A 25,915-nucleotide genomic window follows, 5' to 3' on the forward strand; every position below is an offset into this window, starting at 1 on the left:
ATGGCGACCCTTGAGACCGCCACCAGGGTCCCGGACGCCGGACCAGGACCGGCCAACCCCCGCTCGCGAGTCGCCCGGCGCGAACGCAAGAACTGGCGGCAATACGTCGGGTTTACCCCTGCCGCCGTCGTCTTCGGCGTCTTCTTTATCGCGCCACTCTGCCTGATTGTTGTCTACTCGTTCTGGCAAACCAAGGACTACACCCTGGTGCCAGGCTTCACCACGAAGAACTACGAAGCAATCGCCACAACGGACACGTACATCAAGACACTGGGCAAGACGATCCTGATGGCGTTCCTCGCCACCGCAACCACGCTGGCGATCGCGTTCCCGTTCTGCTACTGGCTGGTCAGGTACGTTCCGCCGCGGCTGCAGAGAGTCCTGTTCCTTCTCGTCATCTTGCCGTTCTGGACCAGTTACCTGCTGAGGGTCTACGCATGGGTCGCGATTCTTGGCGACAACGGCGCTATCAACGTTCTCTTGAAGAACCTGGGGCTCGTCGACGAACCGGTGCGACTCTTCTTGTACGACACCCCGGGCGTCTTCATCGTCCTTGTCTACCTGTATTTTCCCTTTGCCGCCCTCACTCTGTACTCCTCGCTCGACCGCTTCGACTGGCGCCTGCTCCGGGCCGGCGTTGATCTGGGCGCTTCGCCCATGCGAAGCCTTATGACAATCCTGCTCCCCCAGATGAAACTGGCCATGGTCACAGCCGGAATCTTCGTCTTCATCCCCATCCTGGGAGAGTATGTCGCACCGTCGATCGTCGGCGGGACCAACGGAGTGCTCATGGGGAACCTCATTGCCAACTTCTTCGCGGGATATCTGCTACCGCTCGGATCGGCCGCCAGCGTATTGATTGCACTGGTGATTCTCACCCTCCTTGTCCTCTTCCGCCGAGGACTCGACACTAAGGATCTCTATGGCTCATGACATGGAAGTCGTAAACCCCCGCGCCGGGCTCTTTCGAGTCATCCTCACGGCCTACGGGGTCCTGATCTACCTGTTTCTCTTCGCTCCCATCGCCGTGATGATTCTGCTTTCGTTCAACAAATCGAAAGTGGTCGGCTTTCCGATGACAGGGCTTACCCTGGACTGGTATGCGTCGCTCACACAAAACCTGATCATTCAGGACGCGCTCGGGAAGTCCCTCGCCGTAGGAGTCGCGGTCACGGTACTCGCGACGGTCATCGGCACCGCTGCAGCGTTCCCGCTGGTGCGTGCCCAGATCAAGTACCGCAGCGCAGTCCGGGTCTTCATCACCTTGCCCATCATGATTCCCGGGCTCCTCATCGGCGTCGCGATCCTCGTGCTTTCGACGAATATCCTGCATCTGCAGCCGTCGTTGCCGATCGCAGTGATCGGTCAGACAGTCCTGGCAACACCGTTTGTCATCCTCGTGGTGTCCTCGCGGCTGGAGAGCCTGGACCGAAACTTCGAGCGCGCGGCATCGGACCTGGGCGCAGGGCCGGTGCAACGATTCAGCTTTGTTGTCCTGCCCCTGGTCTACCCGGGGATCGTGGCCGCGGCCCTCATGGCCTTCACGCTGTCGCTGGATGAGTTCGTTGTCACCAATTTCATCATCGGCAGCGATCAGACGCTTCCGATCTATATCTACAGTCAGCTCAAATTCGGGATTACCCCGGAAGTTAACGCTTTGGCCTCTCTCATGCTCCTGGGAACGATCGCTCTGGTCGTTGTCACAGCGCTGGGTTTGCGCCTGATCAAAATGTTGACCGCAAAGAGCAGGCAAGAAGAACAAACAGGAGTGCCTGCATGAAAAAGTCTTGCGAAATTTCAGTCGTCCTGGAGGCATTCGCCGACACCCCGCTGGAAGAGGTGCTTTCCTGGCTGAGCCGGGAGGTTCCCGAAGTAACCGCTGTCGAGGTCGGGGCCGGCGGGTACGCGCCGCACCCGCACTGCGCTCCGGAGGAGCTGCTCGGCAGCGACTCGAGCCGACGGCAGTGGCTCTCCACACTGGCACGGCACGACATCACCCTGGATGCGCTCAACGTGTGGGGCAACCCCCTGCACCCTGACCCCGAAATCTCCCGCGCCCACGACCATGCACTACGACGGGCCATCCGTCTTGCCGGGCCCCTCGGTACGAACACGATCGTGGCAATGTCCGGATGTCCAGGCGCCACTGCAGCTGACGTGTCTGCTTCTTTCGGTGCCGGCGGCTGGCTCCCGTATCTGGAGGGCGTCCACGACCGGCAGTGGGAGGACCGGGTCGCACCGTACTGGTCCGAAATCGCCGACTTCGCCAAGAGGGAGAACCCCGACGTCAACCTGTGCATCGAGCTGCACCCTGGAACGACGGTGTACAACGTGGAGACGTTCGAAAAATTCACGGCCCTTGGATCGAACCTCTACGCGAACCTGGACCCTAGTCATTTCTTCTGGATGGGCATGGACGCGAACAAGGTTGTCGAGCGGATCCTGCCCAGGATTGGCCACGTCCATGCCAAGGACACCTCATTCAACGAGGAAGCGCTTGCCCTGAACGGGCTGCTCGACCACCGGTGGCCGGCCAGCCCGGCGGACATGCCATGGAACTTTTCGGTACCGGGTCGCGGCCACGACGAAGCCTGGTGGCGCGGGCTCATCGCCCAGTTCGCTGACTCTCCCGTCGGAAGCATTTCCATCGAACATGAGGACCCCTTCGTGGACGCCAAGACAGGCGTCAAGGAAGCCGCAGGGCTGATACACCGCGCCCTCAGTGCCACCTGGCCAAACGCGTCTCCCCAATTTGCAAACCTCACCCCCTAACTACTTCATCTCAAGGAGAACCAAATCATGACTCGTCGACTCAAAGTTGGTGTCGTCGGTGCCGGCCTCATCGCCCAAGTGATGCACCTCAACTACCTCAGAGAGCTATCTGACCGGTACGAAATTGCCGCGCTGTGCGACATCTCGGCGGAAAACGCCAAGAACAATGCCGAGAGGTACAACATTCCGAAGACCTTCTCCGACTGGCGCGAAATGCTCCAGGAACCGATTGATGCGGTCCTCATCCTAACGTCGGGAAGCCACGCTCCCATCGCCATCGCCGCGGCGAAAGCGGGCAAGCATGTCCTGGTCGAGAAGCCCATGTGCTTCTCGGTCGAAGAAGGCCTGGAAATGCAGGCGGCCGCCCAGGAAGCCGGCACCGTGCTCATGGTCGCCTATCCCAAACGGTACGATCCGGCCTATGAACGCTTCCGGGACTTGGCCATCGACACGGTGGATCCTCGTCTTCTCCGGGTGACGACCTTCGAATCACCCTTCCTGCCCTACGTCCAGCACTACTCCCTGGCGCCGGTGTCCCCCATTCCCGCCGAGGCAATTGCCCTGTGGAAGGCCCAGACCCAGGAGAGCATCACCCGGGCCATCGGGGATGCCGACCCGTTCCTGCGCGAGAGCTACCACGCGGTCCTCTTGGACACCCTGGTGCATGAACTGAACACCATTCGCGGCGTATTGGGCGAACCCACGAGCCTGGAATATGTCGACCTGACGGCCGGAAGCCTCACCGTCGTGCTCAAATTCGAGGACCTTACCGCGGCGATCCACTGGCTTGACCTCCCGGGAATCACCCGTTACGAGATGGAGTTCGCGCTCTACGGGCCGGAATCCCGCACTACGCTGAGCTTCCCGTCACCCTTCCTGCGCAGCGCGCCGGCAACCGTCGAGATCATTGACGGCGAAGTCGGCACGGCGAAATCCCGAAACATCAGCGAGACCGTGTCGTACGAAAGCTCATTCAAGCTGGAGCTCCAAGCCTTCCACGATTGCGTCGTCGAGGGCACCGAACCGCTCACGAACGCTCAGGATGCACTCCACGACCTGGCTCTTTGCCAGTCCATCATTCGATACATCCAGCAGGGAGAGTCCATTGCGTACCCCAGCTCGATTGACGCACCCGCGTTCGTTAACTAATCAAGGATTCTGATCATGCAGAGCAATAACACCGGCATCGTGGTGGCCAACGCCCCCATCAGCTACGGAGCATTTGAAGTCACAGTCGGGATCGATCCGAATGTCCCCGACGGGGCTGCCATCCTCGAGGCGGTCAGCTCGGCGGGGTACGCCGGAATCGATCTCGGTCCTGTCGGCTATTTGGGTGATGGGGCGGAGCTAGGCAAAGGCCTCGCCGCGCACGGTCTTGGTCTGACCGGCGCCTACCTTGAGTTGCCGTTCTCAGACGCCTCCGAGCTGGACGCGATGATGCCCGAACTCGATGCCATGCTGGACACCTTCGATGCTATTTCCGAATTCCAACGGGGCTTGCCGCCGAAACCGACCATCGCCGATGCAGGTGCGGAACACCGCCGGAACGCTCCTGGCTCCGGTCAGAGGAACCCCACGAGCGGCTACAGCCCGGAGCAATGGGACGCCTTCGCCGTCGGGCTTGCCCGTGTGGTTGAACATTGCCGCAAGCGCGGCTACGAGCCGACGTTCCATCACGAGACCGGTACATATGTCGAGTCGCCGGAGGAGATCGCCAAGGTACTGGAAATCTCGGACATCGGATTGTGCCTGGACTCCGGACATTTCCTCATCGGCGGCGGCGACCCCGTGGAATATCTCCGCACCTGGGCCGACCGAATCAATCATGTGCATCTGAAGAGCGCGAGTATCGCCCGGTTCAATGAAGTCGTTGCGGAGAGCCTGCCTACGACAGCAATTTGGGAACGGGAAGTGTTCCCTGTGCTGGGCGAAGGCGACCTTGACTGCGATGCATTTATTTCCACACTGAAAGACATCGGGTACTCGGGCTGGCTGGTTGTTGAGCAGGACATCCTGCCCCAGACTGCGGAGCGCTTCGAGCGCGCCATCGCGGACCAACAGGCCAACAGGACCTTCCTTGCGGAGCGTGGACTGTGAGCCCGCGCTTTCGCCTCGGACTCATTGGTGGCGGCCGGATGGGACGCACCCATCTGCGGGCCCTGAAGAATTCAGCCCTCGTGGAGTGCGTTGCCGTTGCGGAGCCCTTCGAACCGTCCGCACGGGAACTGAGATCAATGGGCCTGGCGGTATACCCGACCGTGGACGAGATGCTCGCTGCCGGCGGCCTTGACGGTGTCATTATCGCCGCACCCACCGATCAGCATGTCGAGCTGGCCACCCAGGTCATTGAAGCCGGCGTCTCCGTCCTCTGTGAGAAGCCCTTCGGTATCTCCGCCGAGGACGCGCGGAAGGCTGCCGCGCTGGCCGCTGAACGCGGCGTCGCTCTGCAGATCGCGTATTGGCGTCGCTTCATCCCCGAACTGGTTGCGCTCCGCCAGGATATCGCGTCCGGGAAGCTGGGGAACATCCATCTTGTCGTGTGCTCGCAGTGGGATGAAGCGCCGCCGCCCGCAAGTTTCCGGAACCACAGCGGTGGCATCTACATCGACATGGGTGTTCACGAGATCAATCAGATGCTCTGGCTCCTTGACCAGAATGTGTGCGACGCGACTGCCGTGGCGGGGCCCGCCACGGAAGACCCGGACGCGGCCAACGATGTCGACAGCGCACAGGCGCTCATCTCCCTCTCGGAGGGGGCCACCGCAATCGTCTCCCTTGGACGCTTCTACCCCGGCGGTGACGTCGTCACCGCGGAAGTATTCGGCTCGAACGGGCACTCCCGCATAGAGGTCGTATCGCCCGAGAGCGGTGAAGCCCCGCAACTGGAGGCGCTGCGCCTCCAAGCTGAAGCCTTCGCCCGGCACGCCGCGGGCGGGCCGTCGGAAGGAACCACGGCTATGGAAGCTGCGACAGTACTCGATATTGCCCAGCGGCTGACCGACTCAGCCAAGATCGCCGTCCTCACACATTAATCACGTGCCAACGGAAACGGATGAGGAGGTATGAAACTCAACACCCACCAATAATTTCAGGCAGACCGAGCCGGAAATTGGGTTAGAAACGACGCACCGAGTCAGCGGCACGGGTTGCTCACCCCAGGGAGCAACCCGTGCCGCCTCAGAACCAAACCACGATCCGGGACGGTTCAACCTGACCGTTCCTCCGCGGTTACGCGAGCGTAGGAGGTCACCCCCGGGCACCGGTGCGTAGTGCCTGACTGGGCTGTATTACCGTGGGCTGTCGTCACGAGACTAATGCCAACGGCCACCTGTTTTCGCGTCACACGGCCCTCCGCCGGAGGGAAGACCACTGACGTTAGTGCTGAAAGGACCCCGCGATGACCCCCTCGGTTGCAGTCGCTGCCGTGACGTTGGACCGCCCCCGGGAGCTGGCAGTCCTGCTGGATGCCATCAACAACCAGACCGCTGCGGTCCGCTCCATTTGCCTCGTCGACAGCGGCACCGTGCCCTCCAAGGATGTCGCCGACCGGCACGCCAACGTGGACTACGTCCGGTCCGAGGCCAACCTCGGCGGCGCCGGCGGTTTTTCGCTGGCCATCCTCAAGGCCGTGGCCAGCGGGGCTGACTGGATCTGGATGATGGACGACGACGCCGAGCCCGCCGACCCGGAATGCCTCGCCACGCTGCTCCGCGAAGCGCAGGACCGGGACCTGGACGCCGTGGTCCCGCTCGTGGTGGCCCCCGGCCACCCGGACCGGCTGTCCTTCTTCTTCCGCCTCAACGGCAAGGTCACGCACGAGCGCGCCGAGGTGGAAAAGGCCGGGTTCCTGCCCGGGGACGGGCACTTCTTCAACGGCGCCCTGATCCGTTCCGATGTCTTCTTCAAGGTGGGCCTGCCGGACATGCGCCTGTTCATCCGCGGCGACGAGGTGGACTTCACGCTCAGGCTTCGGAAGGCCGGGATCCGCTTCGGCACGGTCACCACCGCGGCCATCACCCACCCGCACGCGTTTTCCGAAACCAAGCACGTCTTTGGCGCACGGTGGCACGTGATCGTTCCGGACTCCGCCTTCAAGCGCTACTTCTACTACCGGAACCGCGGCTACATGATCCGCCGCCATTTCCGGGTCAAGTCCTTCATCGCTGATGTAGGCGGCTACCTCGGCTACTTCCTGCGCAGCGGCGACGTCCGCGGCCTCGCCGACTGGTTCCGCGCCTTTTCCACCGGGCTCCGCGGCAAGGGCTTCGGCCCGCTCGAGGATCCCGGCCCTCCCGGGTGAGTGGGCGGGCGTGGGAGACGGCAAGACATAGACATTATTCAAACGAAAGGACCTCTTGACATGAGGCTTGAAGGCTGGCATCTCATCATCATCATCGTTCTGGCATTGGTGCTGTTCGCTGCACCGAAGCTGCCGGGCATGGCCCGCAGCCTGGGCCAGTCGATGCGCATTTTCAAGTCGGAAGTCCGGGAAATGAAGAAGGACGGCACCTCCGACGCCAAGGACGGCTCCGAGCCGGTCGAGGGCCGGGTTGTTAACCACCCGCAGGCCGCCGCCCCGGAAAGCCGCACGGGCGACGGAACCGACGTTCCGCCGTCGACCCGCGCCTAAGACCGCATGGCAGTAACCATGAGCCGTCGATCAAACCCCGAGGGGAAGATGGCGCTCCTTGACCACCTGAAAGAGCTGCGCAACCGGCTCTTCAGGGCGGCAATCGCCGTCGTCATCGGGACGGTGGCGGGCTTCCTCGTCTACCAGCCGTTTCTGGCTGCGCTGACCAAGCCGATCCGAGACCTGAACGAACAGCAGGGCCGGCAGGCGACGCTGAACTTTGACGGGGTCGCGAGCTCGTTCGACCTCATGATCCAGGTATCCGTGTTCCTGGGCCTGATCATCGCCAGCCCCGTCTGGCTCTACCAGCTCTGGGCCTTCATCGTGCCCGGGCTGCACAAGAAGGAACGCCGCATCGCCCTGTCGTTCGTGGCAGCGGCCGTGCCGTTGTTCGTCGGCGGCGTCCTGCTGGCCTGGCTCGTGCTGCCCAACGCGGTGCGCGTGCTGACCGAATTCACGCCGGCGGGCGGCTCCAACTTCATCAGCGCCCAGGTCTACCTGACCTTTGTCCTGCGGCTGCTGCTGGCCTTCGGCATCGCCTTCCTCCTGCCGGTGGTCCTGGTCGGGCTGAACCTGGCCGGCATCGTCAAGGGCCAGCAACTTCTCAAAAGCTGGCGGATCACCGTGTTCCTGGTCTGCCTCTTCGCCGCCATGGCGGCTCCCGGCGCCGACGCCACGAGCATGTTCTACCTCGCCGTCCCCATGCTGGCCCTGTTCTTCGCAGCGATCGGGCTGTGCATGCTCAACGACCGCCGGCGCGAACGACGCGCCGTCAAACGCGCCGCCGAGACCGAAGCCACCGCGGACCAGGCCACACCAAGTTCCGAGCTGGAGAATCTCTAGGCTTCGTTATGAATCCCCACCGGAGCCCGCGCAGTGCCGGTTCCCCGACTCAAAGGATTGGATATGTTTGGGATTGGCGCTGAGAAATTCGTTGTTCTCCTCATCATTGCTGCTTTGGTCCTTGGACCGACCAAGCTGCCGGAGTACGCGGCGAAGCTTGGCCACCTCGTGCGGGAGGTACGACGAATGGCATCCGGCGCCCGGGAACGGCTGAACGAGGAACTCGGTCCCGACTTCCAGGACCTGGACTGGGGGCAGATGGACCCCCGACAGTACGATCCGCGCCGGATCATCCGCGAGGCACTGACCGACGACATCCCGCCAGCGCCATCCGACACTCCCGCCACCGGACCGGCAACTGCAGCACCTCCTGCGGCCCTCCCGACCGAACATCTCCCGGCAGGCTAAGAGGATGGCCTTCGACCCCGAAGCGACCTGACTCGCGGTCCCGCCGCACGGCTCGTGGCGGCTAAACCCGGTGCTTCTTGCCGTCTGCATTGAGATACTGGTAGGGGTTTCGCGAATGATAACGTTCGCGGGCCAAGGCCGCCGTCAGTCCCCTCACGCCGGCCCGGTCCTGCAAGCGCTTTCGTCGGGTCGTGGATGCTTGCGCAGACCGCGGATGGTGAACTCGGCTTTGCCGTGGCCAATACGCCTTGGCTTTTCGCCGGCACCCGCGCCGGCCAGCACCTCCGCGGGCGACCCTCTCCGAGCGACCAGCTTCGTCGGGCACCAATGGCAATGGAGCGCTGGTTCGAACCATTCAGCGAGGAAAGGCGCGTCGCCTGATACGCCCACTCATCGGTTCGCCCTTGGCCTGAGGCTCTATTGAAGGTCAGCCAATAGCGAGAGCGTGGACTGGGTCGCCGATAAGGCTGTTGTTGGTCGGATGCCGTGAAGGAGAAGCGTCTTAGTCTTCGCATTCGATGCAGTACGAGTGGCCGTTCCTTTCGCGGGAAGTGGGGACCCGTGCCGGACCAGGAAACAGGAATGGCAGATGAACTCGTCCTTGGCCTGGGAATGACCTGAACGATGAGTTCCTCGGCGACAAACTCTCCCAAACGTCATGGTTTCATCCAGCCCGTCGGTCCCGTCGAGCTCCCGGACGACGCGGCGGGCATCCGGGGCGTTTGTCGACCGCAGGGCCTCCAGAGAACGGTCCAATCCTTTGACATCGGAACAGGTCCATCCGTGAACCCTCGGGGGGTCCCGGGCCAGCGGGAGCCAATGCCAAATTTCGGCATTGGTCACTACCCTTGTCAGGTTGAAGTACACCCCAAGCTGACGTCAGGCTGTGGTCAGAGCTCGTCAGATTTGGCTCGGTTTCGTTCTTTTCTGACACAGCCGCATAGAACTCCGAGGTCCAAACCTGACACCGGACGCGGCCCTGCCACCCGCACCCTCAATAAAGCGGATATAAGTGTGGACAATGTCCACACCCTCTTTGGCTGGACAAACACAGGTACGGGGCTTCTCGAACGGTCCCCCGAGCCCTCACCTTGAAGCCATGCGTCGACATCGCTGTGGTCATGTCGTCCCTGCTCCCCCGGCCCATGAATAGGTGTAGGCCACCCCGGGCCCACCCAACGAGAACCGGAACGAGGAAACGCCAGAACCCACTTCCCAGCAGGCGGAATGCCCACCAGCCAGGGACTTGAACCCGCCACCCCACACACCTGAACAGGCCATCGCGGCGGCCAGACCACAGCCCGCGAACCAGCCGTCAGCGACGCGACCACAAGCTTTGTCAACACGTCAAAGCAAAACCCCTTCTGACGAGGGGGAATGCGTGCCCGAGGTGGGACTCGAACCGGGTTCCAGCCCTTGCAAACACTGGGAACTCGAGAAAACATCACCGAACCGGCCCGACCCGACCGGTCTGCGACTCGATACGAAGACTAAGGTGTTGACAGTGTCAACACCTTCTAACTGCCTCGTCGGAAGGTGGGACCGTCTGCTGATTCGCCAGCCCACATTCCTGGACCTCACGGCCCTTTCTACAAATGCAATATGCGATAGCACAGAAATCCGGACTTCCCCAACGCCACGGCGGTCGCCCGCAGGACCGTGCAGAACTGGCGGGCAGCCTGTCAGGCTGCCCGCCAGTTCGAACTCCAACCGCCCCCTACTTCCAGTAGGTCGCTATGCAAGTGAGCGGGTCGCCTGAGTTCGTTTGACCCTCTATCCCGTTGTACCCGGCCAGCAGTGCCTCCTTCCTTTGCTCCGGCGTTCCATGAGGATCGTTGCTGGCGACGGTGTCGCCGATGGATTCGAGCGCGGCCACTGCTTCGTCGTAGTCTCCTGGCTGCAGGAGCCCGTCGTAGTAGGTGGAGGCCATCCAGACACCGGCGAAGCAGTCAGCGATCAGCTCCTTGTTGACGTTGCCGTGCGCAAGGACCGGAAATTGGGCGTCCGGGTGCGCCGCGTTGTTTTCCAGATAGATCGCATTCTGGACGTGGTGACCGAACTCGTGGGCAGTGATGATCGCGGCGGCGAAATCGCCCAATTCTTTGCTGTTGTTCTGAAAAATGTCGCCGACCCACATCTTCTGGAATGTCGATACCGGCAAGACGAGCGACCCGTCGCTTCTGCCATCAGCGTCGGCCGCGCAATAGAAGGCATTGTTGTAATCTGCCGGAATCGGGTTCGCATCACACTTTGTGGTCACCGTGGTTCCGGGTTCGACTTTCTCGATGGTGATCCATGGCTCGGGGAGCTGTTGCGATACGAACCAGTTCGACCATTTTTTGTCTAGATCCCTAATGATGAAATCGAGGTACTCCTCGACTGTGTAGCCGAATTCGTCCGTGGGCGACACCTTGATCTGAGGCGGTGCTGCCCCGGCCGGCGCCTGGTCCATTGGACTCCCAACCGAGGAACCCTGTGACTGCACAGGCGATCCCTGGGGTGCACTGGACTGGATCTGTGGAGCGGATGGTTGGACAGACTGGCCCCTGAAATCCGGGGTTTGGCTTGGTGAGGGACTGGCCGAGGACACTTCCGGCGGTGCCGACACTTCGGCCGTTGACGCCGACCCTGGGCGGGATGCCGCCGCCGTTCCGCATCCTGTCGCCCATAGGCCGAGCACTGTGATCAGGACGACGCATGAGAACTTATTCTGGGTGTGATTCATGATCTTCTCCTTGCAGTGTATGGAATGATGCCGCTTGTTCAAGGAGAGCCGAGTGACTCCCCGGGACGAATGGGGACCTATAGCCCCGGTGATCTCAGATAGACGTAGCCGCCGCTGGCGTTGCAGGATGCCGTAAACCGTCCGACGCAGGTGTAGTCACCCGCAGTGTTGAAGACCATCACTCTCGATCCGAAGTCGGCCGTCTCGCCGGGATTCGTCCAGCCGATTCCTATGGAGACCAGGTAGTAGCCCGCCGAGCTGAGCCGGAAGTCCGTGTCGGTGAGGTAGCCGCCGTTTTGCCCTGCCTCAAGAACCCGGGTCACGCTCTTGGTGGCGACCTGAACCCAGGACGATCCGTTCCAGCGGGACAAGACGGTGACGGCGTTCAGGCGCTGCTGCCCTGTGGTGGCAGAGGACCTGTAGACATATGGTGCGGGGACGAAGATTTCAGGGTTGTAGCACGGGTAAAGGGTGCTGGCACAGGCGTTGTAATGCAGGGCTTGCACCTTGGGCATATAGACGCTGCCGGGCCGGGAACCTGTGGTCGATTCTGTGTATGCAGATGCCGGTGTCGCCGGAAGGCTGAGGGCGAAGGCAGTCCCGATCAGCGCGAGTGTTGTCAGGAAGGCGCGGTATTGGTTGCGGATGCTGCTGTTCATGGAAATCAGCTGCTTTCATTCGGAGGAGCGATGGTTCGATGGGGACCAATCTCCTCCGGGGCGCTTACTGACCGCTTACCAATCGCTTATCCGGAGCCAAATGGCAGCCTGCGAAGCCAGGTGCCTACCTCCCTGCCTGCGCGCGGCCCGCGTAGTCGCGCTGCTCAGAGTCGAGCGCCAGCGGCTGGCGAGAATTGCACGGTCCTAATGCGCGGCTCTAGGGTAGTGGCGCGTGCAGCCACCTGCAGGAGTCCCGAGGGATCCGTTGCTGGCGCTTTGCGCCCGCGGCGACAGATCTTCCTTGGTCTTCCGCGTCCACGCGACAGTTCTTCCGTGGACAAGGAACCTTGGACCTTTCGATTTGGGCCCGAATGCCCGTGTGTCCAGCGCGAAGCCCTTAGTCCACCGGATGAAGATCGTTGATGCTGTCTCTGGGAAAGAAGGCCCAGTTCAGGATTTCGGCTGTCCTTGGCGAAGAAGGCTGTCGATGATCTGGCTCAGCCGGGAGGCGTTAATGGTTTCCAGCCAGTCAGAGGGGGCCTCGGCGCGGGTCGCCTCCAGCAACCGGTCCACAGCGGTGTTCACGTATGCATCAAGCATTCCGCGGATCGCGGGAGCGCGCCGGCTGACTTCCCGGGCGATCAGTGCGGCTTCTGCAGAGTTTCCCAACTCCAGGATGGACAGGCCGCTTAGCGTCATAAGCTCGATGAAAAATCCGGGACGGTTAAGGCCGATCGGCTCTGTGAGAATCGAGTGAACCGAGCGCAAGGCGTCCCTGGGTGCGCCCGAGGCCAACGAGAGCCACGCCTTGTTGATCGACACCTCTATCCGTGGAATCACCAAGCTCTTACGTTGTGCCAAAATCAACGCGTCATCGAGTAGCGGGCCTGCCAGTTCCAGGGCCCCCTGAACCAGATAGAGGTATCCCAGCGCTGATTTCTTGTAGAAGTCGTTCCAGGAATAGTCAGGAAACGCTCCCTGGTCCACGCTCCTCTGCAGTTCTTGTGCGGCGTTCTTCCAATGGCCGAGACTGGCAAATATCGCAGCACGGGATGTCGCACGGTAGTCCGGTCCGCCGGTAATTCTGTAGGAATCTGTCCAGGCAAGGGCTGCTTTGAGATTGCCTTCCAGACGCATTCGCGTCTCCTGGGTATCGACCCAGGCGTTAAACCAGTAATCGCTGAAGCCGGATGCTTCTGGCTCTATGTCATTCGAAAGTTGATCGAGAAGGCGGCCGTCCGAACCCTCCTGCATGAGCAGGGAAGACAGCCATGACAGCTTGAGCAGGGTCCTTTGCAGGGCCGTTCCGCCCGACAGGCCGAGAGCGCCACGGACCGCGTTCTCCACCTCCGCATGCCTGCTCTTGATTCCCCATCCGTACAGTACAGCTGCGCCATATTCCATCACCAGGGAAGTGTCATTGGCAAAGCTCCATTCGAGTGCCGGGGACAGATTTGAGTCCTCAGCTTCTATCATTTCCGTGTATGCGTCCGACCAGGGTCCCCGGCCCTGGTGCACCCGTGTCAAGGCCGACAAATAGTATTCTGAGCGTGCACGATGCACCTCCCATCCGGGGGCCGGTAAACGTCCCGATTCTCGGGCATACAGTTTGACCGGTTGCAGAAGACGGAACTTTATGATTCCTGGGTAGGGCACTCTCATGACCAAAGACAGATCCAGCAATTCGCTGAGGATGGACCGGCTAAGAAGACTAGGCGCGGCTGCATCTATGACCGCGTGTGCTGCCGGCTCAGAAAATTCGCCTTGGATTGTTGCAAGGGCAGCCAGAGCTGCTCTGCAGTTTGAGCTGCACTGATCGATGCTCCAGTTGATGACATTGGCTGCGCTGAGGTGCCGTTGATTCTGGAGTTCGGTCAAGCCAGGATCCTGCGACTGGAGATATTCGGGTAGTTGGCCCAACACCTCTGCGACTGAATTCCATCGCAGCGCCCCGGCAATGAGCTCGAGGAAAAGAGGAACACCGTCGATCGCGCGGGCCAGTGGAATGAGATCTAGCGGCGCCAGGTTCTGGTCCGCTTCGGGTCCCACCAGCGACAACAGCAACTGGACTCCCGGGCTGTCCAGGGTTCCCACGTCCAGGGGGCCGACCTCTATGATCCGTTCGCCAGGCACACGGATCGGCGATCGGGACGTTATCAAGACACTTACCGACGTGCGTGCAAGGAGCGACGAGACCATGGATCTGACATGAACCAGAACATGCTCGGCATTGTCCAAGACGAGCAGGGCTTCTGAACCTTCCAGAGCTGATAGCAAATCAGCGGGTTCGAAGCCGACGGCCTGGGCAGCTGCCCTCTGTGTCTCGTCTGCGTTTGTGGCCGGTACGAGATCGACGAACACCACGGGACGGAGAGCCGACCGCGCCGCTTCCCTTGCAACAGCTATGGCGAGTCTGGTTTTCCCTATTCCTCCCGGTCCTACCAGCGTAACGACCCGGTTGCCGTCTTCGATAACTTGTGCCGTTGAGCGCACTTCGGCCTGACGACCGATCAAGGGTCTGGAAGGGAACGGGAGATCCACCTTAGGGGAAGAAACGGGGGTCGGCGCTATATCCAAAGAGTGGGCACCGGGCCTATTCGTCCCATTCAGGATTTGGAGGAAGGCCTCTTCCACCTCCCGAGACGGGCTGACCCCGAGCTCGTCGGCGAGAGCCTGACGCAAGGAATCATATGAGCGCAGTGCATCCGGCCCACGCCCTGCCGATACTTGGGCTTCCATTAGCAATGCGTAGGCTGCCTCATTCAGGGGCTCGCGTGAAATCTCGTCCCTCAGTACGGCTGTTGCCTCCATAGGCTGACCAAGCCTTAGTGAGGACTGTGCTTGAACGATGGCTACCGCGCTTCTGACTTCCTTGGCACGTTGCTTCGCCGCGACGGCGGCGGATGATTGGAGACCCGCCAAGGGCTCCCCCACGAACAATTGCGCGGACTTCTCAGAGAGGTCATAGGCAGATCCGAATCTGCCTTCGTCGAGATGAACAAGCGCCTGCTTCAACAGTTGCCCGGCCTCCACGATGTCGATTCTGAGAACCGCAGCACTCAGTCTGTAACCGTATCGGTTCCCGAGGAGCAGCCCGCTTCCCAGCCCCCGCCGGAGACGGGATACGGCCACTTGAATGGCATTGCGTGCAGTCTCGGGCGGGATATCCCACACCGCGTCTATGAGCGTTTCTGTCGCGACGAGACGGCCCTCGGCAAGCGCCAGAAACGCAAGGACGGAAGCCGACGTACCCGTCGGAGTAAAGGACGGCGACTCATCGGTGATAACTGAGATTTCGCCCAGTAAACGGACCAACATCATGAACCTTTCCGGCGCCGCCCGCATGCCGGCGGACACTGGGCGATCAAGACCTGAGCGTTGCCTCAAGCTCCGACAGCAGAAATCTACCGTCTCCCAATGTCATTGCACAGGATGGACCGGCTCCGGACCCGTTCGAACCGTAGGAAACCCACCCCGCCTGCCAGCACCATACGCCAAAAGAGCACTTGTTCCACCGCCGGCAGACACCAATCCGGTCTAGGATCACCACCCAGGCGTGACCCGCAGACCGAGCTCCAACGAAACGGCCAGAGGCGATAGCAGGAGCACCTCCGTACGGATGACAACTGAAATCATCCACGCACGCGCTCTTGCAGGCAGGATATGGGCCACCGTTCCCGGACAAGGACCTGATCAAGAGATCCTCACCGCTGCTGGCCAGTGTCACAGCTAGCGGCACCAAGTTTCGGATCTGTCGGTTGATGTACTAACCACTCCTATTGCGGGCTTCACCTGGCGCGGATGGGGCGCTGCCCTCGATCCTTATGATGGCCCGCGCAGCATCGGGAGGGAATAGCGGCTATGTCAGACTTTAGGGCGCCCGTCCCGGCACTTATGCCAGGGCATGGTGCCGCCGCGGCCGATGACACCGTTGGATGCCTCCCCCCAGATCATTACGATGCGCGGGTCCCGCCCCGCCAGCCCGCTATCAACCCCGAAGAACGCAGCGCCACCATTACGCCCAGCCCCGAACCTTGAAAGCCTCCGGGAACATGCAAAGCACACCCCTGCAGAAACGGGCCAGGCTCGTCGACACGCATAGCGGCTAATCCTCCATCGTGGATGGCGATTCGGCCAGCACTGCGGGTGCCCGCCGCAGGTCCTGGTAGACCGTTTCCCGGCTCAGTCCGTAGTCGCGGCGAGCTGGGATTTCGGGGTGCCGGCCTGCTCGGGTGAGGCCAAGGAAAAACGCAGGTCAGACGCATACTTTTGTGCCGTGGCACAGCAGCCCGCATAGGGGCACGCCACAGCGTCATTCTCGCTCGGAATGACGATTCGCAACCCCAGAGACTGGCTCCATCGTCCATTGACGATGGAGCCAGTCTGGCGTCTGCGCCGTCGGACACGGGTATCCCGTAAAGCCGTGCACAGTCAGCATGCCCTTGATGAACCAGCCCGGCTGCGCCGTGGTCCGCGGAGCCACAGCCCTCCGCCCGGAATCCGAATCCGAATCCGAATCCGAATCCGCCGAGAGGCTAAGCCAGGGCCAAAGAAAACTTTGGTAAGGGTGCATCCGGGCAGGGCCTTTGGCCGGTAGTAAGGGTGTAAGTACAACCACCGCCCCATGTGGGCCTCGATGAGGAGTTGGAAATGCGTAAAACACTTTCTGCAGCCGCCGGAGCAATGACGCTACTGGCAGCACTGGCCCTGGCCGCCCCGGCCCAGGCCGGCACCTGGCACCACCGCGACGATGGAACAGCAAGACTGTCCGTCCTCCACGGCGTTCCGGGCCTTACCGTCGACGTCTGGGTCGACGGCAAGCTCACCCTGGATAACTTCACACCGGGCACATTGGCCGGGCCGTTGAACGTCCCGGACGGAGACCACAAGATTGCGATCACCGGTGCCGACGCCACCAGCGCCGACAACCCCGTGATAGGCCCGGTCACAGTGGACCTCGAAGCGGGCCGGGACTACACGGCGGTCGCTCATCTGGCCGCTGACGGGACCCCCACGGCCACCCTTTTCACCAATGACACCTCCACCAGCCCGGATGGAAAGGGCAAGCTGACCGTCCGGCACGTCGCTGCGGCCCCCGCCGTCGATGTCCTGGCCGGCGGGACAGTAGTCATTGAAGGACTCACCAACCCGCATCAAAAGACCCTCACCCTCAAGGCCGGAACCGTCTCTGCCTCGGTCGCAGCAGAGGGAACCACAGCTCCGCTGATCGGCCCCGCCGACGTCAAGGTCACCGAGGGAAAAAACACCATCGTCTACGCCTGGGGAAGCCTCGCGGACAACCTCGACGTCGCCGTACAGGTCGTGGACTCCTCATCGCACGGACACGAAGGCCACCACGAGTAGCCCTCCGCAGCTCCTGCAGCCCAGCCCGTTCTGCCGGTGGGGACGCGTTGTCCGCGTCCCCACCGGCCCGCGCACCGTGACCACCCGGACGGCTGACGCCGTCCGGCCATGGCGGAGTCCCCCGCCGGAGCGGCATAATGTGGTTCAACAAGGCCCGTTGCCGCTCAAAGGAGCACCTGATGGAGGCTGCCGCCGCGCATGATTGGGACCCCGGTCTCGATCAGGCGTTTGCCGGCGGCCACGAACGCATCCTTGCCGAGGTCTACCGACGGTTTAGTCCGCTGGTTTACACGCTGGCGCTGAGATCCCTGGGAGAGCGTGCCGCTGCCGACGACGTCACCCAGGAGGTTTTCATTAGGGCCTGGAAATCACGGACCAGCTTTCGCCCCGAGGCGGCGCGGCTGCCGGCGTGGCTGATCGGGATTGCCCGCAACGCAGTCTCCGACGCTTTGTCCGCCCGCTCCCGCCAGCGCCATCTCGAACAAGCGGCCATTCACCTGGTGGTTGCCCCCGTTTCCCGCCCAGATGCTGGGGACGTCGAAGAGGTCGCCGACCGCCTGACGTTGGACGAAGAACTGGAGCACTTAGGGGATCCACAGCAGACAATAATGCGGCTGGCGTTCTACGAAGACCTGACCCACGACCAGATCTCATCGCGGCTGAACCTGCCGCTCGGGACCGTCAAAAGCCACATCCGGCGCAGCCTCACCCGCTTACGCACCCGCCTGGAGGTGGAACATGGAACACCTTGACGCCGAACTTCTCAGTCTGCTGGCCCTTGGCGAGCCCCTGGGCACAGACAACGACGCAGACCACCTCGCCAACTGCCCCCAGTGCGGCGAAACCCTCCGAAACCTGCGGCACACCGTGCACATAGCCACCCTCGACCCCACGGACATCGAACTCGAGAAACCCGGCAGCCAGAACTGGACCGCCATCCATCAAGCCCTCGGGCTCTCCCCGGACCTCGCGACGGACCCCCTAACCCGGCGAAGCGACTGGCCTCCCGTGGCATCAGGGACGCCGGCCACCGGTCCTGCTGCAGCGGACACACCGCAGCAGCGCGGCACCGAACCACAGGCGCCGATTCCACTGCGGCGCGGCGCCAAAAAGCGGCATGCCCGTCCCGGTCTCTGGATTACCGCGGTTGCCGCCGGAATCGTTCTCGGCACGGCCGCCGGATGGACCGCCGCCGGAGTCCTCGAACACACCGGCACGCCTGCCCCCGCACCCACCCAGTCGGGTCCCGCCGCCATCATCCTCGCCCAAACATCCCTGACTCCACTGCCCGCGCACACCGGCAGCGGTGACGCCCAGGTGGAGCAACTCCCCGATGGAACCCGGCACCTGATCATCCGGCTCTCCAACGACCACATTTCCGGGTTCCGGGGGGTGTGGGTCGGCTCTGCCGACCTATCCAAGATGGTCAGTCTGGGCGTCCTCGCCAATGAATCCGGCGTCTTTACCATCCCTGCCGGCGTCGACTTGGCCCAATACCCCATCGTCGACATCTCCGACCAGCCGTACAACGGGAACCCGGCCCGACTCCGCCGACAGCATCGCCCGCGGAACACTCAACCCTAAAACCTGACCTCCAATTCCCTTGGGAACTGAACTACCGGGAGTATTGCCGATGCTGGTTTCAAACCGGCGCCAACCATAATCTGGCCTCATTGAATCTTCGGAGAGGATTTCCGTGCGCGAGCCACTGCTGGTTCTGTCCGGCGCCTCGCTTGTCGCACTGGCCCTGGCATTGGGGTTCATAGCCGGTCGTTCCCCTTTGCAGCGAAACCGCGACGGCGGCCACCGGCAGAGCAGGCAGCTAACTCGCGCAGGGTGCGTATTCCTGGCTACCGGTGGCCTATACGTCGTCTTGGTGCCCGGGGTAGGGATCGATTCAGCCGGAACAGGAATCAGTCTGGACCTTGGGCTCGGGATGCTACTCCTGGCGGGAAACTGGTTCATCTTCCGCCAGGAGGTAGTCCGCTACCAGGTGAGGGTGGCAGCGGCCCTCTACAACGTCCAAATCCCCGCGGACCCGGCGCTGGTCAGGACCGCCCAATCCGTCGGCGCGTGGCTCCGCGGCGTACTCTTCTTCACCGGACTCTTCCTCCTACTCCTCCTGCTGATCTTTCGTTAAAGCGCAGCACTCCGATGTAAATCTCAGAGAACAAGGGAACTCTGAACCGTCGTGCCGGGCCCCTGTTGCGGGCCGGTGGCGCACTGCTAGCATGGGCCGGTGGTGACGTAATCGCCCACCCGGAGCCAAGGAGAATCCCGATGACGACCCGACTCAATCCCTATCTGAGTTTCCGCAACAATGCCCGCGAAGCCATGGAGTTTTACAAGGACGTCTTCGGCGGCGAGCTGACCATCAGCACCTTTGCCGACTTTCAGGCGAGCCAGGATCCTGCCGAAGAGAATCTGGTGATGCATGCACAGCTGGAATCGCCCTCGGGGCTGACACTGATGGGGTCGGACACGCCCGCCCGCATGGAGTTCCAGCCCGGCAACACCTACAGCGTTTCCCTCAGCGGTGATGACGACGCCGAACTCCGCGGCTACTGGGAGAAGCTCGCCGACGGCGGCGCCGTCTCCATGCCACTCGAAACCGCGCCCTGGGGCGACACCTTCGGCATGTGCAACGACAAATTCGGTGTGGCATGGCTGGTCAACATCGCCGGCGCCAAGGACTAGCACCCGACCTTCTGCATCTCTTGTGACCGCTGGACATTACGCCCACCGGTGACAGCCGCCGCGTTCAGTCGCGGTCTTGAAAACGTCGAAACACCCCGTTTCTTGGACGCAGTCCGTCGTACGGAGTCCCCCACGGCCCGGGTCCAGAGTCGGATGCGGATGCGGATGCGGATGCCATGATCATGTCGACCGTCCACGTGGACCGGTAGCCGGGCCCCGGGCATCGGCGGTAGGTTGTCGCCATGGGACAGAATTCCTCAGACCATCGGGATGTGCTCACTGATCGGCTCCTGGGTATCGCGGAGTTCAGCCACGCGCATTGGTTTTTCGGCAATCTCTACGAGGCCATCGTCAAAGTCCCGCACCGGGTCGCGGCCGCCGAAGCCAGCCGTGAACTCCCCCGGTCCCCCTTCGGCGCCGGAAGCCCGGGCCGGTACTACGCCCCGATCGCCCCGGTCATCGCCCCTGCCGCCATCGCCGCCCTCGTGGCCGGCTGGAAGCACGCCGACAGCAGGCCCTGGCTGATAGTGGCCGCCGCCAGCTCCACAACCGGTGCGGCCGCGACCGCGTACCTGCTCCGGAACATCAACCCCAAGCTGTTCTTCAGCCCACAACCACTCAGCGAAAGCCTCCGCCAGCCCCTGCTGCAGCGCTGGTACAGGGTCCACGCGCTCAGACTCACCGCCAGCGCCACGGCCCTGGCTGCCATTCATCAGGCACGAACCATCCGCCTCAAAAACCACGCCTGACACCCTGTTTCCAAGCGGGGGCACGAGACGCGCGGGTGCCCTTTGCGGATCCTTTAACGTTCAGGACCGCTCGGGTGTACTCGCTGCACCGACTCGGGCATGGAAGTAACAAACACCGGGTGGCGGACGCAGGGTGCGAGTTGGGTGGCTGCGGGCCAAGCTGAGTAGCTTTCGCCGTCCTCAGCCCTAGGTCGCGCCGTGCTTTATGTGCGCCTCAAGGACGTCACGGACGCTCGTCCAAGCCTGCGGCCCGTAGCGGTCGTTGTTCACGTGATGCAGTTCAGCCTCGCCACTGAACATACTGACGAAGTACTGCATACCCTGCCAGGCAGGGAAGGCCGCTTCCTCGTCCTTTGATACGCGACGCCCGATCCGGGCCATGCCGGACAACATTCCCGTGGTGCCTGCCCACTGGGTGGTGAACGCAGCGCCAGTGAGCTCAGTCATGATCCGCGCGATGCCTCGGGCTGTTACGCGGTCCCCGGCCACCTCGACGACGCGTGGCGCGGCGTCGTCCAGTGCCACGTGCGCGACGGTGCGGGCGACGTCGTCCTTGGTGGTGAAGTCCAGCAGCTGGTCCGGCGAGGACCAGTAGAGGATCTTGTGCCGCCTGAACAGGATCATCGGAGCCTGTCCGGTCAGCATGTCCGCGAAGGCTCCGTTGAGCACGGACGTGGCGTGGAGCGGCTTGGCATCGAGGTCGGCGGCGAACTCCCTGCGCAGCTCGAAGTTGCGGTTGCTGCCCGGGGTGACCCGGCGATAATCAGCCGAGTAGTCGGACGGGATGAAGCGTGTCACACCGGCCTCAACGGCCGCAGCTAGCAGCGCCTGCTGGACGTCGAGGATGACGGAGCGCCCGCCGCTGACTGCGGACACAACGATGTCGGCTCCCGAGAGGGCGTCGACGAGGCCGACGTGGTCCGTATAGGCGGCCTCGCGAATCTCAACGCGGTCCCGCTCCCCGTACATCGCCTGGGCGGTTCCGCCGCCCGGGCGGGTCAGAACACGAACGAAGGCTTCGGGGTCGGCGGCGAGCAGCTCTCGGACGATCCGGTGGCCGAGGTCACCAGTGGCTCCGGCGACGAGGACAGTGGTCATAATGAGGTGCTCTTCTCTGTGTGAGTGGCGTCGCGGGAGTTTGGTACGACATCGACGGACTGAGAGGTGGGGTGCAGTCAACGGCCGCTCCGTGCCGGCAACGACACCGACTATGACTCGGGCTGTGGATGGTTAGGCGTTCGTACCCGGAGCGTCCCGGTGCGAACTCCGCTGCCGCCCGTCGCGTTCACTCCTCCGTCGCGTTTGTGGGCTGCGTGCCAGCGCTGCAGCGTCCGCAGTCCGATGCCTTCGTCTGCGGAGAGAGTCGTCAGCGGCACGCCCTCTTCGATATGCCGGCGCAGGATCTGCCAGCGCACCAACGCTGTCTGATCAGGCATGGAGGCAGTGTCACCGGTGAGGGTGCCGCTGCCTCCGGCCGTCATCGGACTGTTTTCTGTGCCGCTGTTGAACGCCGCCGCGTCGCAACAGGGCCCGGTTCGCGCCGGAGCGCCCGGTAGACGGTGGTCCGGCTGACGCCGAGGACCTCGCCGATTTTCTCGACCGTCATGTCCTTCTGCTCATACATCCGGCGGGCGGTCCGGAGCTTGTCCTTCGTCAGCAAAGGGGGCCGACCACCAACGCGCCCGCGCGCCCGCGCAGTCTGAAGGCCTGCGTTGGTCCGCTCACGGATCAGATCCCGCTCGAATTCGGCAAGTGCCGCGAACACGTGAAAGACGAGACGTCCGCCTGAGGAGGTAGTGTCGATTGCCTCCTGCACGGACCGGAACCCAACCCCCCGATCCTGAAGATCGGCCAGCTGGTCGATCAGATGCCGGATGGACCTGCCGAGCCGGTCCAGTCTCCACACAACCAGCGTGTCCCCGGGACGGAGCTGATCCAGAACCTTCGTTAGTTCAGGCCGGGACTCCAGAGACCCGGAAGCCGTGTCGGTGAAGATCCGGTAGCAGCCGGCAGCCTTCAAGGCGTCCTGCTGCAGGGCCGCGTCCTGATCGCCGGTCGATACCCGGGCATAGCCCAACAGATGTCCCATGCGCCCAAATGTACCAATACCCGTCAACAAGCAGAAGAACCGGCACATAGAAACCGGCACTTAGTTTCGCTACAAAGATCGAGGGATCATTGAATCTCTTTGATGAGTTTGCTCATTTGTAGCAGATACGGTCGTTTTTGGAACGCGCTACATCTACTTAGCAGCGGCCCGCAGCGCTGTCGCGAGGGGCGCGGTTCCGTCTTCCGTTGCGAGCGTGGCTGCCAGCTGGCGTGCTCGTGCGGCGCAGGCCGGCGTCGTGGCGGCCTGCATGATGGCGTCGGACAGCCGTTCGGTGGTGAGTTCCTTGTAGGGGACCTGTTGCGGGCCCGCGCCGAGGGACGTGATCCGTGCGGCCCAGAACGGTTGGTCCGTATATATCGGCACGCAGACCGTCCGCACTCCGGCGCGCAGCCCCGCCGCGGCGGTTCCTGCTCCGGCGTGGTGGACGACCGCGGCCGTCTGCGGGAACAACCATTCGTGCGGAACAGCACCGATGCTGATGGCATCGGGCCCGGCGACACCCTGTACGCCCTGCAGTACCGCGCGAACCCCGGCACGGCGCGCGGCGTCGAGCATGAATTCTGCGTCCAGGGCCGCACTGCTACCAAAGCCGATGAACACCGGGGGGCGGTCCATCCGCGAGGTATTCGACCAGCTCCGCAGGTGGCTGCCAGCCCGGCTCACCTTCCGACCACCAGTAGCCGGTCATGGTGAGCCCGGATCGCCAGTCCGCCGGACGCGGGAATACGGTGGGGCTGATGCCGTGGAGAACGGGAAGGACGCCATGAAAGTGGCGGGGCCGTTGAGGGACCGGCTAGCGGGCGCGGGTCGCATTGTTGCTGGAGGCCCTAACAACGCGTGCGTAGCGCTGGCCCTTTGGTCTCTCATGCGATGGGAATCAGGCTAGGTTTTCACTCATGGATGTTAAAGCGCCGAAGCCGTGGTTCCGACCAAACAAGTCCAACGCGGGCTGGCATCCCAGTTCGTTGCAGGGCGGGCTGACCACTGGCGTCATCGTCGCCGCGGTGGTCACCGTTGTCGTGCTGTTCAGAACTGGGGTGCTGTGATGCGGATGTCATCGTGAGCGGCTTCCTTGCCTGGGTCGCGGGTTCCGGCATAGTCCAGGGTCTGATCATGGGCCTAACCTTCGCGTACCTCACCACAGTCCTGGTCTTGAACGCCGTGGCGAAGACGGAGACGAAGACCGTCAATGGCTGGAGCGCGATTCGCAAAGCTGGCCGTCCAGGCAACGGACTACTGGTTCGTGCGGCCTTGCAGAAGGCGCTCCCGGTTGTCAGCGTGTTTGAAGAGGCCGCCTACTGGACAGCGACCAGTGATGACGCGGGGAAGCGTCTCAGTGGGGAACATGCGTATCGCCTTCATTTCTCGGCAGGTCAGCTTCCACCGCATGATGCCTTCTGGTCGCTAACCGCGACGGACACCGTCGGCTATATGGTCAACGCCCCAACCGGGCGGGCAAGCGTGAACGACCACTCTGGTCTCGTGACGAACGCCGACGGCTCAGTCGACATTCTGCTCCAACCGAATCAGCCATCCGGCACAGCGCAGAACTGGGTAGCGACACCGCCCGGCCGGTTCAAGCTCATGCTCCGCGTCTATCTACCCGGAGCGGCCATCCTAGACGGCTGGTACGAGGCTCCGCCGGTCGTACAGGTGCAGTCATGAATCGCCTGATCCTGAAACACGCCACTCCGGCGACCATCGCCATCCTGGCAATCTTCGCGTGGGTCACCTACAGGCGAATCGCGGCCGGCGGTTTGGGCTCGATCACTCTGCTGGCAGCGACAACTGTGGCCATCTGGGTGATCGGGACAATCGTCTTCATCTACTTCTGGCCGCGGATCACAGTGGGCGGCTTCAAACGAATATTTGTCCGGCGCGGGCTGGGTGGCGGACCGATCCCTGTGAACACGATCTGTGCCGTGCCAGAGAGCCCGTCTCAGTCCGCTTTGTCCGGCAGTGTCATCGCGACCGGCACCGACGACGTCCTGTACTTTGGCGGCTGGTTGGATGTCACCGCCGGACCACAAGTGCTGCACGTGCCCGAGATGGAACAACGCTATTACAGCGTGCAGTTCACCGACCCGACCAGCGGCGCCAACTTTGCCTACGTGGGCAAACGCACCACTGGAACCGCTAACGGCGACTTCCTCCTCTGCGAACCCAAATGGCACGGGGATACGCCACACGGCATGACCCGGATCGACGTGCCCCACAACTCCGCCCTGCTGATCGGTCGGGTCTTCGTCGCCAACGAAGATGACCGCCACACGGCCTACGAACTCGCGAAGCTGATCCAGCTCACGCCAGCAAAAACAGCGTGAGCCTTCGCGAAAACCGATCCCCACGGCTCCGAACTCGCCACCCACAAGGCACCCGTTGAGGGATCCCTAAGGGCGTCGTTAGCGGGGGAAGCTGCGCTCGTTAGCCGGTACCTTCACCGTAGTTCGGCCCGCTGGGAATGTGTACGCACGACTTCGTCGATGCAATACTGCGTTCATGAACATCCAAGAGTGGTGGCCTCTGGTCGATGCGGAAACACGCGACTGGCTCCTTGAGCACAACGGGGAGCCGCTGCCACCGAATGTAATCGCAGGCATCATGGCGGTTACGGGCGGCACGACCGATTCTGAGTGGTGGGCTGGCGAACCAGCAGACGGTCCCCGGCTTTCCGACGAGGCTGTGGATTGGATCGAGGCTGTCGCCAACGACGAGGAACTGACTGCCGGCTGAAATTTCCTACCGCGTCCCGCTGAGGGTTCCCCTTGCGGGCAGGCAGACTCCTTCTGCTAATCCGACTCGGCGTCTCGAAACCTCGGTGTCTCGAAACCCATGCCATGCAAGACGACCGGTGCGTGCATAACCGCCATTCTGAGCTGTGGCCCGTGACCTGGGCATGTCCCGCGCGACCCTGCACCGCCGGATCGGAGAGCCGGATGCCCGGCAACGGATCACCTC

Annotated in this window: 27 protein-coding genes and 1 pseudogene; 20 read left to right on the plus strand and 8 right to left on the minus strand. The window is 62.6% G+C overall.

From position 1 onward, the window contains the following. The 10 genes from ACVWZ7_RS01770 (at window position 1) to ACVWZ7_RS01815 (ending at window position 8,653) form a co-directional block, all read left to right on the plus strand. The gene (locus tag ACVWZ7_RS01770; protein WP_456506747.1) at window positions 1-933 is read left to right on the plus strand and encodes an ABC transporter permease; all 933 of its coding nucleotides are present in this window, start codon (window positions 1-3) and stop codon (window positions 931-933) included. Then, window positions 923-1,780, plus strand: coding sequence for an ABC transporter permease (locus ACVWZ7_RS01775; protein WP_456506748.1), 858 nt, complete (start codon window positions 923-925; stop codon window positions 1,778-1,780). The genes ACVWZ7_RS01770 and ACVWZ7_RS01775 overlap by 11 nt, the downstream gene beginning before the upstream one ends. Continuing rightward, window positions 1,777-2,772, plus strand: a complete 996-nt coding sequence (locus ACVWZ7_RS01780) for a sugar phosphate isomerase/epimerase family protein (RefSeq protein ID WP_456506749.1) — start codon at window positions 1,777-1,779, stop codon at window positions 2,770-2,772. The genes ACVWZ7_RS01775 and ACVWZ7_RS01780 overlap by 4 nt, the downstream gene beginning before the upstream one ends. A 27-nt stretch (window positions 2,773-2,799) precedes the next feature. Next, complete coding sequence (locus ACVWZ7_RS01785) at window positions 2,800-3,921, plus strand: Gfo/Idh/MocA family protein (protein ID WP_456506750.1); 1,122 nt, start codon at window positions 2,800-2,802, stop codon at window positions 3,919-3,921. A gap of 15 nt (window positions 3,922-3,936) precedes the next feature. Next, window positions 3,937-4,869 (plus strand): sugar phosphate isomerase/epimerase family protein, encoded by a 933-nt coding sequence (locus ACVWZ7_RS01790; RefSeq protein WP_456506751.1) that lies wholly within the window; start codon window positions 3,937-3,939, stop codon window positions 4,867-4,869. Next, entirely contained in the window at window positions 4,866-5,804 is a 939-nt protein-coding gene (locus tag ACVWZ7_RS01795) for a Gfo/Idh/MocA family protein (RefSeq protein ID WP_456506752.1), read from the plus strand. The genes ACVWZ7_RS01790 and ACVWZ7_RS01795 overlap by 4 nt, the downstream gene beginning before the upstream one ends. 365 nt (window positions 5,805-6,169) lie before the next feature. Beyond that, complete coding sequence (locus tag ACVWZ7_RS01800) at window positions 6,170-7,072, plus strand: glycosyltransferase (RefSeq protein WP_456506753.1); 903 nt, start codon at window positions 6,170-6,172, stop codon at window positions 7,070-7,072. 60 nt (window positions 7,073-7,132) lie between these two features. After that, window positions 7,133-7,402: a Sec-independent protein translocase subunit TatA gene (tatA, locus tag ACVWZ7_RS01805; protein ID WP_344367679.1), complete on the plus strand. Its 270-nt coding sequence runs from the start codon at window positions 7,133-7,135 to the stop codon at window positions 7,400-7,402. 48 nt (window positions 7,403-7,450) lie between these two features. Further along, the gene (gene tatC, locus ACVWZ7_RS01810; protein WP_456509049.1) at window positions 7,451-8,245 is read left to right on the plus strand and encodes a twin-arginine translocase subunit TatC; all 795 of its coding nucleotides are present in this window, start codon (window positions 7,451-7,453) and stop codon (window positions 8,243-8,245) included. 63 nt (window positions 8,246-8,308) lie between these two features. Further along, entirely contained in the window at window positions 8,309-8,653 is a 345-nt protein-coding gene (locus tag ACVWZ7_RS01815; protein WP_456506754.1) for a twin-arginine translocase TatA/TatE family subunit, read from the plus strand. A gap of 502 nt (window positions 8,654-9,155) precedes the next feature. On the opposite strand, the pseudogene ACVWZ7_RS01820 reads toward ACVWZ7_RS01815, so the two are convergent. The 4 genes and pseudogenes from ACVWZ7_RS01820 to ACVWZ7_RS01835 all read right to left on the minus strand — a co-directional run bounded on the left by ACVWZ7_RS01820 (window position 9,156) and on the right by ACVWZ7_RS01835 (window position 15,358). Further along, window positions 9,156-9,463: pseudogene (locus ACVWZ7_RS01820) on the minus strand (DUF4193 family protein). A 907-nt stretch (window positions 9,464-10,370) separates the two neighbouring features. Next, complete coding sequence (locus ACVWZ7_RS01825; protein ID WP_456506755.1) at window positions 10,371-11,105, minus strand: neutral zinc metallopeptidase; 735 nt, start codon at window positions 11,103-11,105, stop codon at window positions 10,371-10,373. 350 nt (window positions 11,106-11,455) lie between these two features. Continuing rightward, complete coding sequence (locus tag ACVWZ7_RS01830; RefSeq protein ID WP_456506756.1) at window positions 11,456-12,037, minus strand: hypothetical protein; 582 nt, start codon at window positions 12,035-12,037, stop codon at window positions 11,456-11,458. 450 nt (window positions 12,038-12,487) lie between these two features. Then, window positions 12,488-15,358, minus strand: coding sequence for an AfsR/SARP family transcriptional regulator (locus ACVWZ7_RS01835; protein ID WP_456506757.1), 2,871 nt, complete (start codon window positions 15,356-15,358; stop codon window positions 12,488-12,490). A gap of 1,329 nt (window positions 15,359-16,687) precedes the next feature. Between ACVWZ7_RS01835 and ACVWZ7_RS01840 the strand changes: the two genes are divergently transcribed. From ACVWZ7_RS01840 to ACVWZ7_RS01865, 6 genes are all read left to right on the plus strand, one after another. Continuing rightward, entirely contained in the window at window positions 16,688-17,401 is a 714-nt protein-coding gene (locus ACVWZ7_RS01840; protein ID WP_456506758.1) for a DUF4397 domain-containing protein, read from the plus strand. Between the two features lie 179 nt (window positions 17,402-17,580). Then, window positions 17,581-18,153, plus strand: a complete 573-nt coding sequence (locus ACVWZ7_RS01845) for an RNA polymerase sigma factor (protein WP_456506759.1) — start codon at window positions 17,581-17,583, stop codon at window positions 18,151-18,153. Continuing rightward, window positions 18,140-18,985: an anti-sigma factor gene (locus ACVWZ7_RS01850; protein WP_456506760.1), complete on the plus strand. Its 846-nt coding sequence runs from the start codon at window positions 18,140-18,142 to the stop codon at window positions 18,983-18,985. Before ACVWZ7_RS01845 ends, ACVWZ7_RS01850 begins: the two co-directional genes overlap by 14 nt. 112 nt (window positions 18,986-19,097) lie before the next feature. Then, window positions 19,098-19,541 (plus strand): hypothetical protein, encoded by a 444-nt coding sequence (locus ACVWZ7_RS01855; protein WP_456506761.1) that lies wholly within the window; start codon window positions 19,098-19,100, stop codon window positions 19,539-19,541. A 140-nt stretch (window positions 19,542-19,681) separates the two neighbouring features. Next, entirely contained in the window at window positions 19,682-20,098 is a 417-nt protein-coding gene (locus ACVWZ7_RS01860) for a VOC family protein (RefSeq protein ID WP_456506762.1), read from the plus strand. A 242-nt stretch (window positions 20,099-20,340) separates the two neighbouring features. Next, window positions 20,341-20,847, plus strand: a complete 507-nt coding sequence (locus ACVWZ7_RS01865; RefSeq protein WP_456506763.1) for a hypothetical protein — start codon at window positions 20,341-20,343, stop codon at window positions 20,845-20,847. Between the two features lie 186 nt (window positions 20,848-21,033). On the opposite strand, the gene ACVWZ7_RS01870 is transcribed toward ACVWZ7_RS01865, so the two are convergent. The 4 genes from ACVWZ7_RS01870 to ACVWZ7_RS01885 all read right to left on the minus strand — a co-directional run bounded on the left by ACVWZ7_RS01870 (window position 21,034) and on the right by ACVWZ7_RS01885 (window position 23,572). Beyond that, the gene (locus ACVWZ7_RS01870; protein WP_456506764.1) at window positions 21,034-21,945 is read right to left on the minus strand and encodes an NmrA family NAD(P)-binding protein; all 912 of its coding nucleotides are present in this window, start codon (window positions 21,943-21,945) and stop codon (window positions 21,034-21,036) included. A 110-nt stretch (window positions 21,946-22,055) separates the two neighbouring features. Then, window positions 22,056-22,283, minus strand: coding sequence for a helix-turn-helix domain-containing protein (locus ACVWZ7_RS01875; RefSeq protein WP_456506765.1), 228 nt, complete (start codon window positions 22,281-22,283; stop codon window positions 22,056-22,058). Window positions 22,284-22,324: 41 nt separating this feature from the next. After that, complete coding sequence (locus tag ACVWZ7_RS01880; RefSeq protein WP_456506766.1) at window positions 22,325-22,936, minus strand: recombinase family protein; 612 nt, start codon at window positions 22,934-22,936, stop codon at window positions 22,325-22,327. Between the two features lie 153 nt (window positions 22,937-23,089). Beyond that, window positions 23,090-23,572 (minus strand): glycosyltransferase, encoded by a 483-nt coding sequence (locus tag ACVWZ7_RS01885; RefSeq protein ID WP_456506767.1) that lies wholly within the window; start codon window positions 23,570-23,572, stop codon window positions 23,090-23,092. Between the two features lie 281 nt (window positions 23,573-23,853). On the opposite strand from ACVWZ7_RS01885, the gene ACVWZ7_RS01890 reads away from it, so the two are divergent. The 4 genes from ACVWZ7_RS01890 to ACVWZ7_RS01905 all read left to right on the plus strand — a co-directional run bounded on the left by ACVWZ7_RS01890 (window position 23,854) and on the right by ACVWZ7_RS01905 (window position 25,690). Next, on the plus strand, window positions 23,854-24,003 hold the full coding sequence (locus tag ACVWZ7_RS01890; RefSeq protein WP_456506768.1) for a hypothetical protein: 150 nt from the start codon (window positions 23,854-23,856) through the stop codon (window positions 24,001-24,003). Between the two features lie 13 nt (window positions 24,004-24,016). Next, window positions 24,017-24,622, plus strand: a complete 606-nt coding sequence (locus tag ACVWZ7_RS01895; protein WP_456506769.1) for a DUF1214 domain-containing protein — start codon at window positions 24,017-24,019, stop codon at window positions 24,620-24,622. Continuing rightward, window positions 24,619-25,281 carry a DUF1254 domain-containing protein gene (locus ACVWZ7_RS01900; RefSeq protein ID WP_456506770.1) on the plus strand — a complete coding sequence of 221 codons (663 nt, stop codon included), beginning with the start codon at window positions 24,619-24,621 and terminating at the stop codon, window positions 25,279-25,281. Before ACVWZ7_RS01895 ends, ACVWZ7_RS01900 begins: the two co-directional genes overlap by 4 nt. 175 nt (window positions 25,282-25,456) lie before the next feature. After that, window positions 25,457-25,690 (plus strand): hypothetical protein, encoded by a 234-nt coding sequence (locus ACVWZ7_RS01905; protein WP_456506771.1) that lies wholly within the window; start codon window positions 25,457-25,459, stop codon window positions 25,688-25,690. The last annotated feature ends 225 nt before the right edge of the window (window positions 25,691-25,915 follow it).

This window comes from Arthrobacter sp. TE12232, assembly GCF_054062615.1.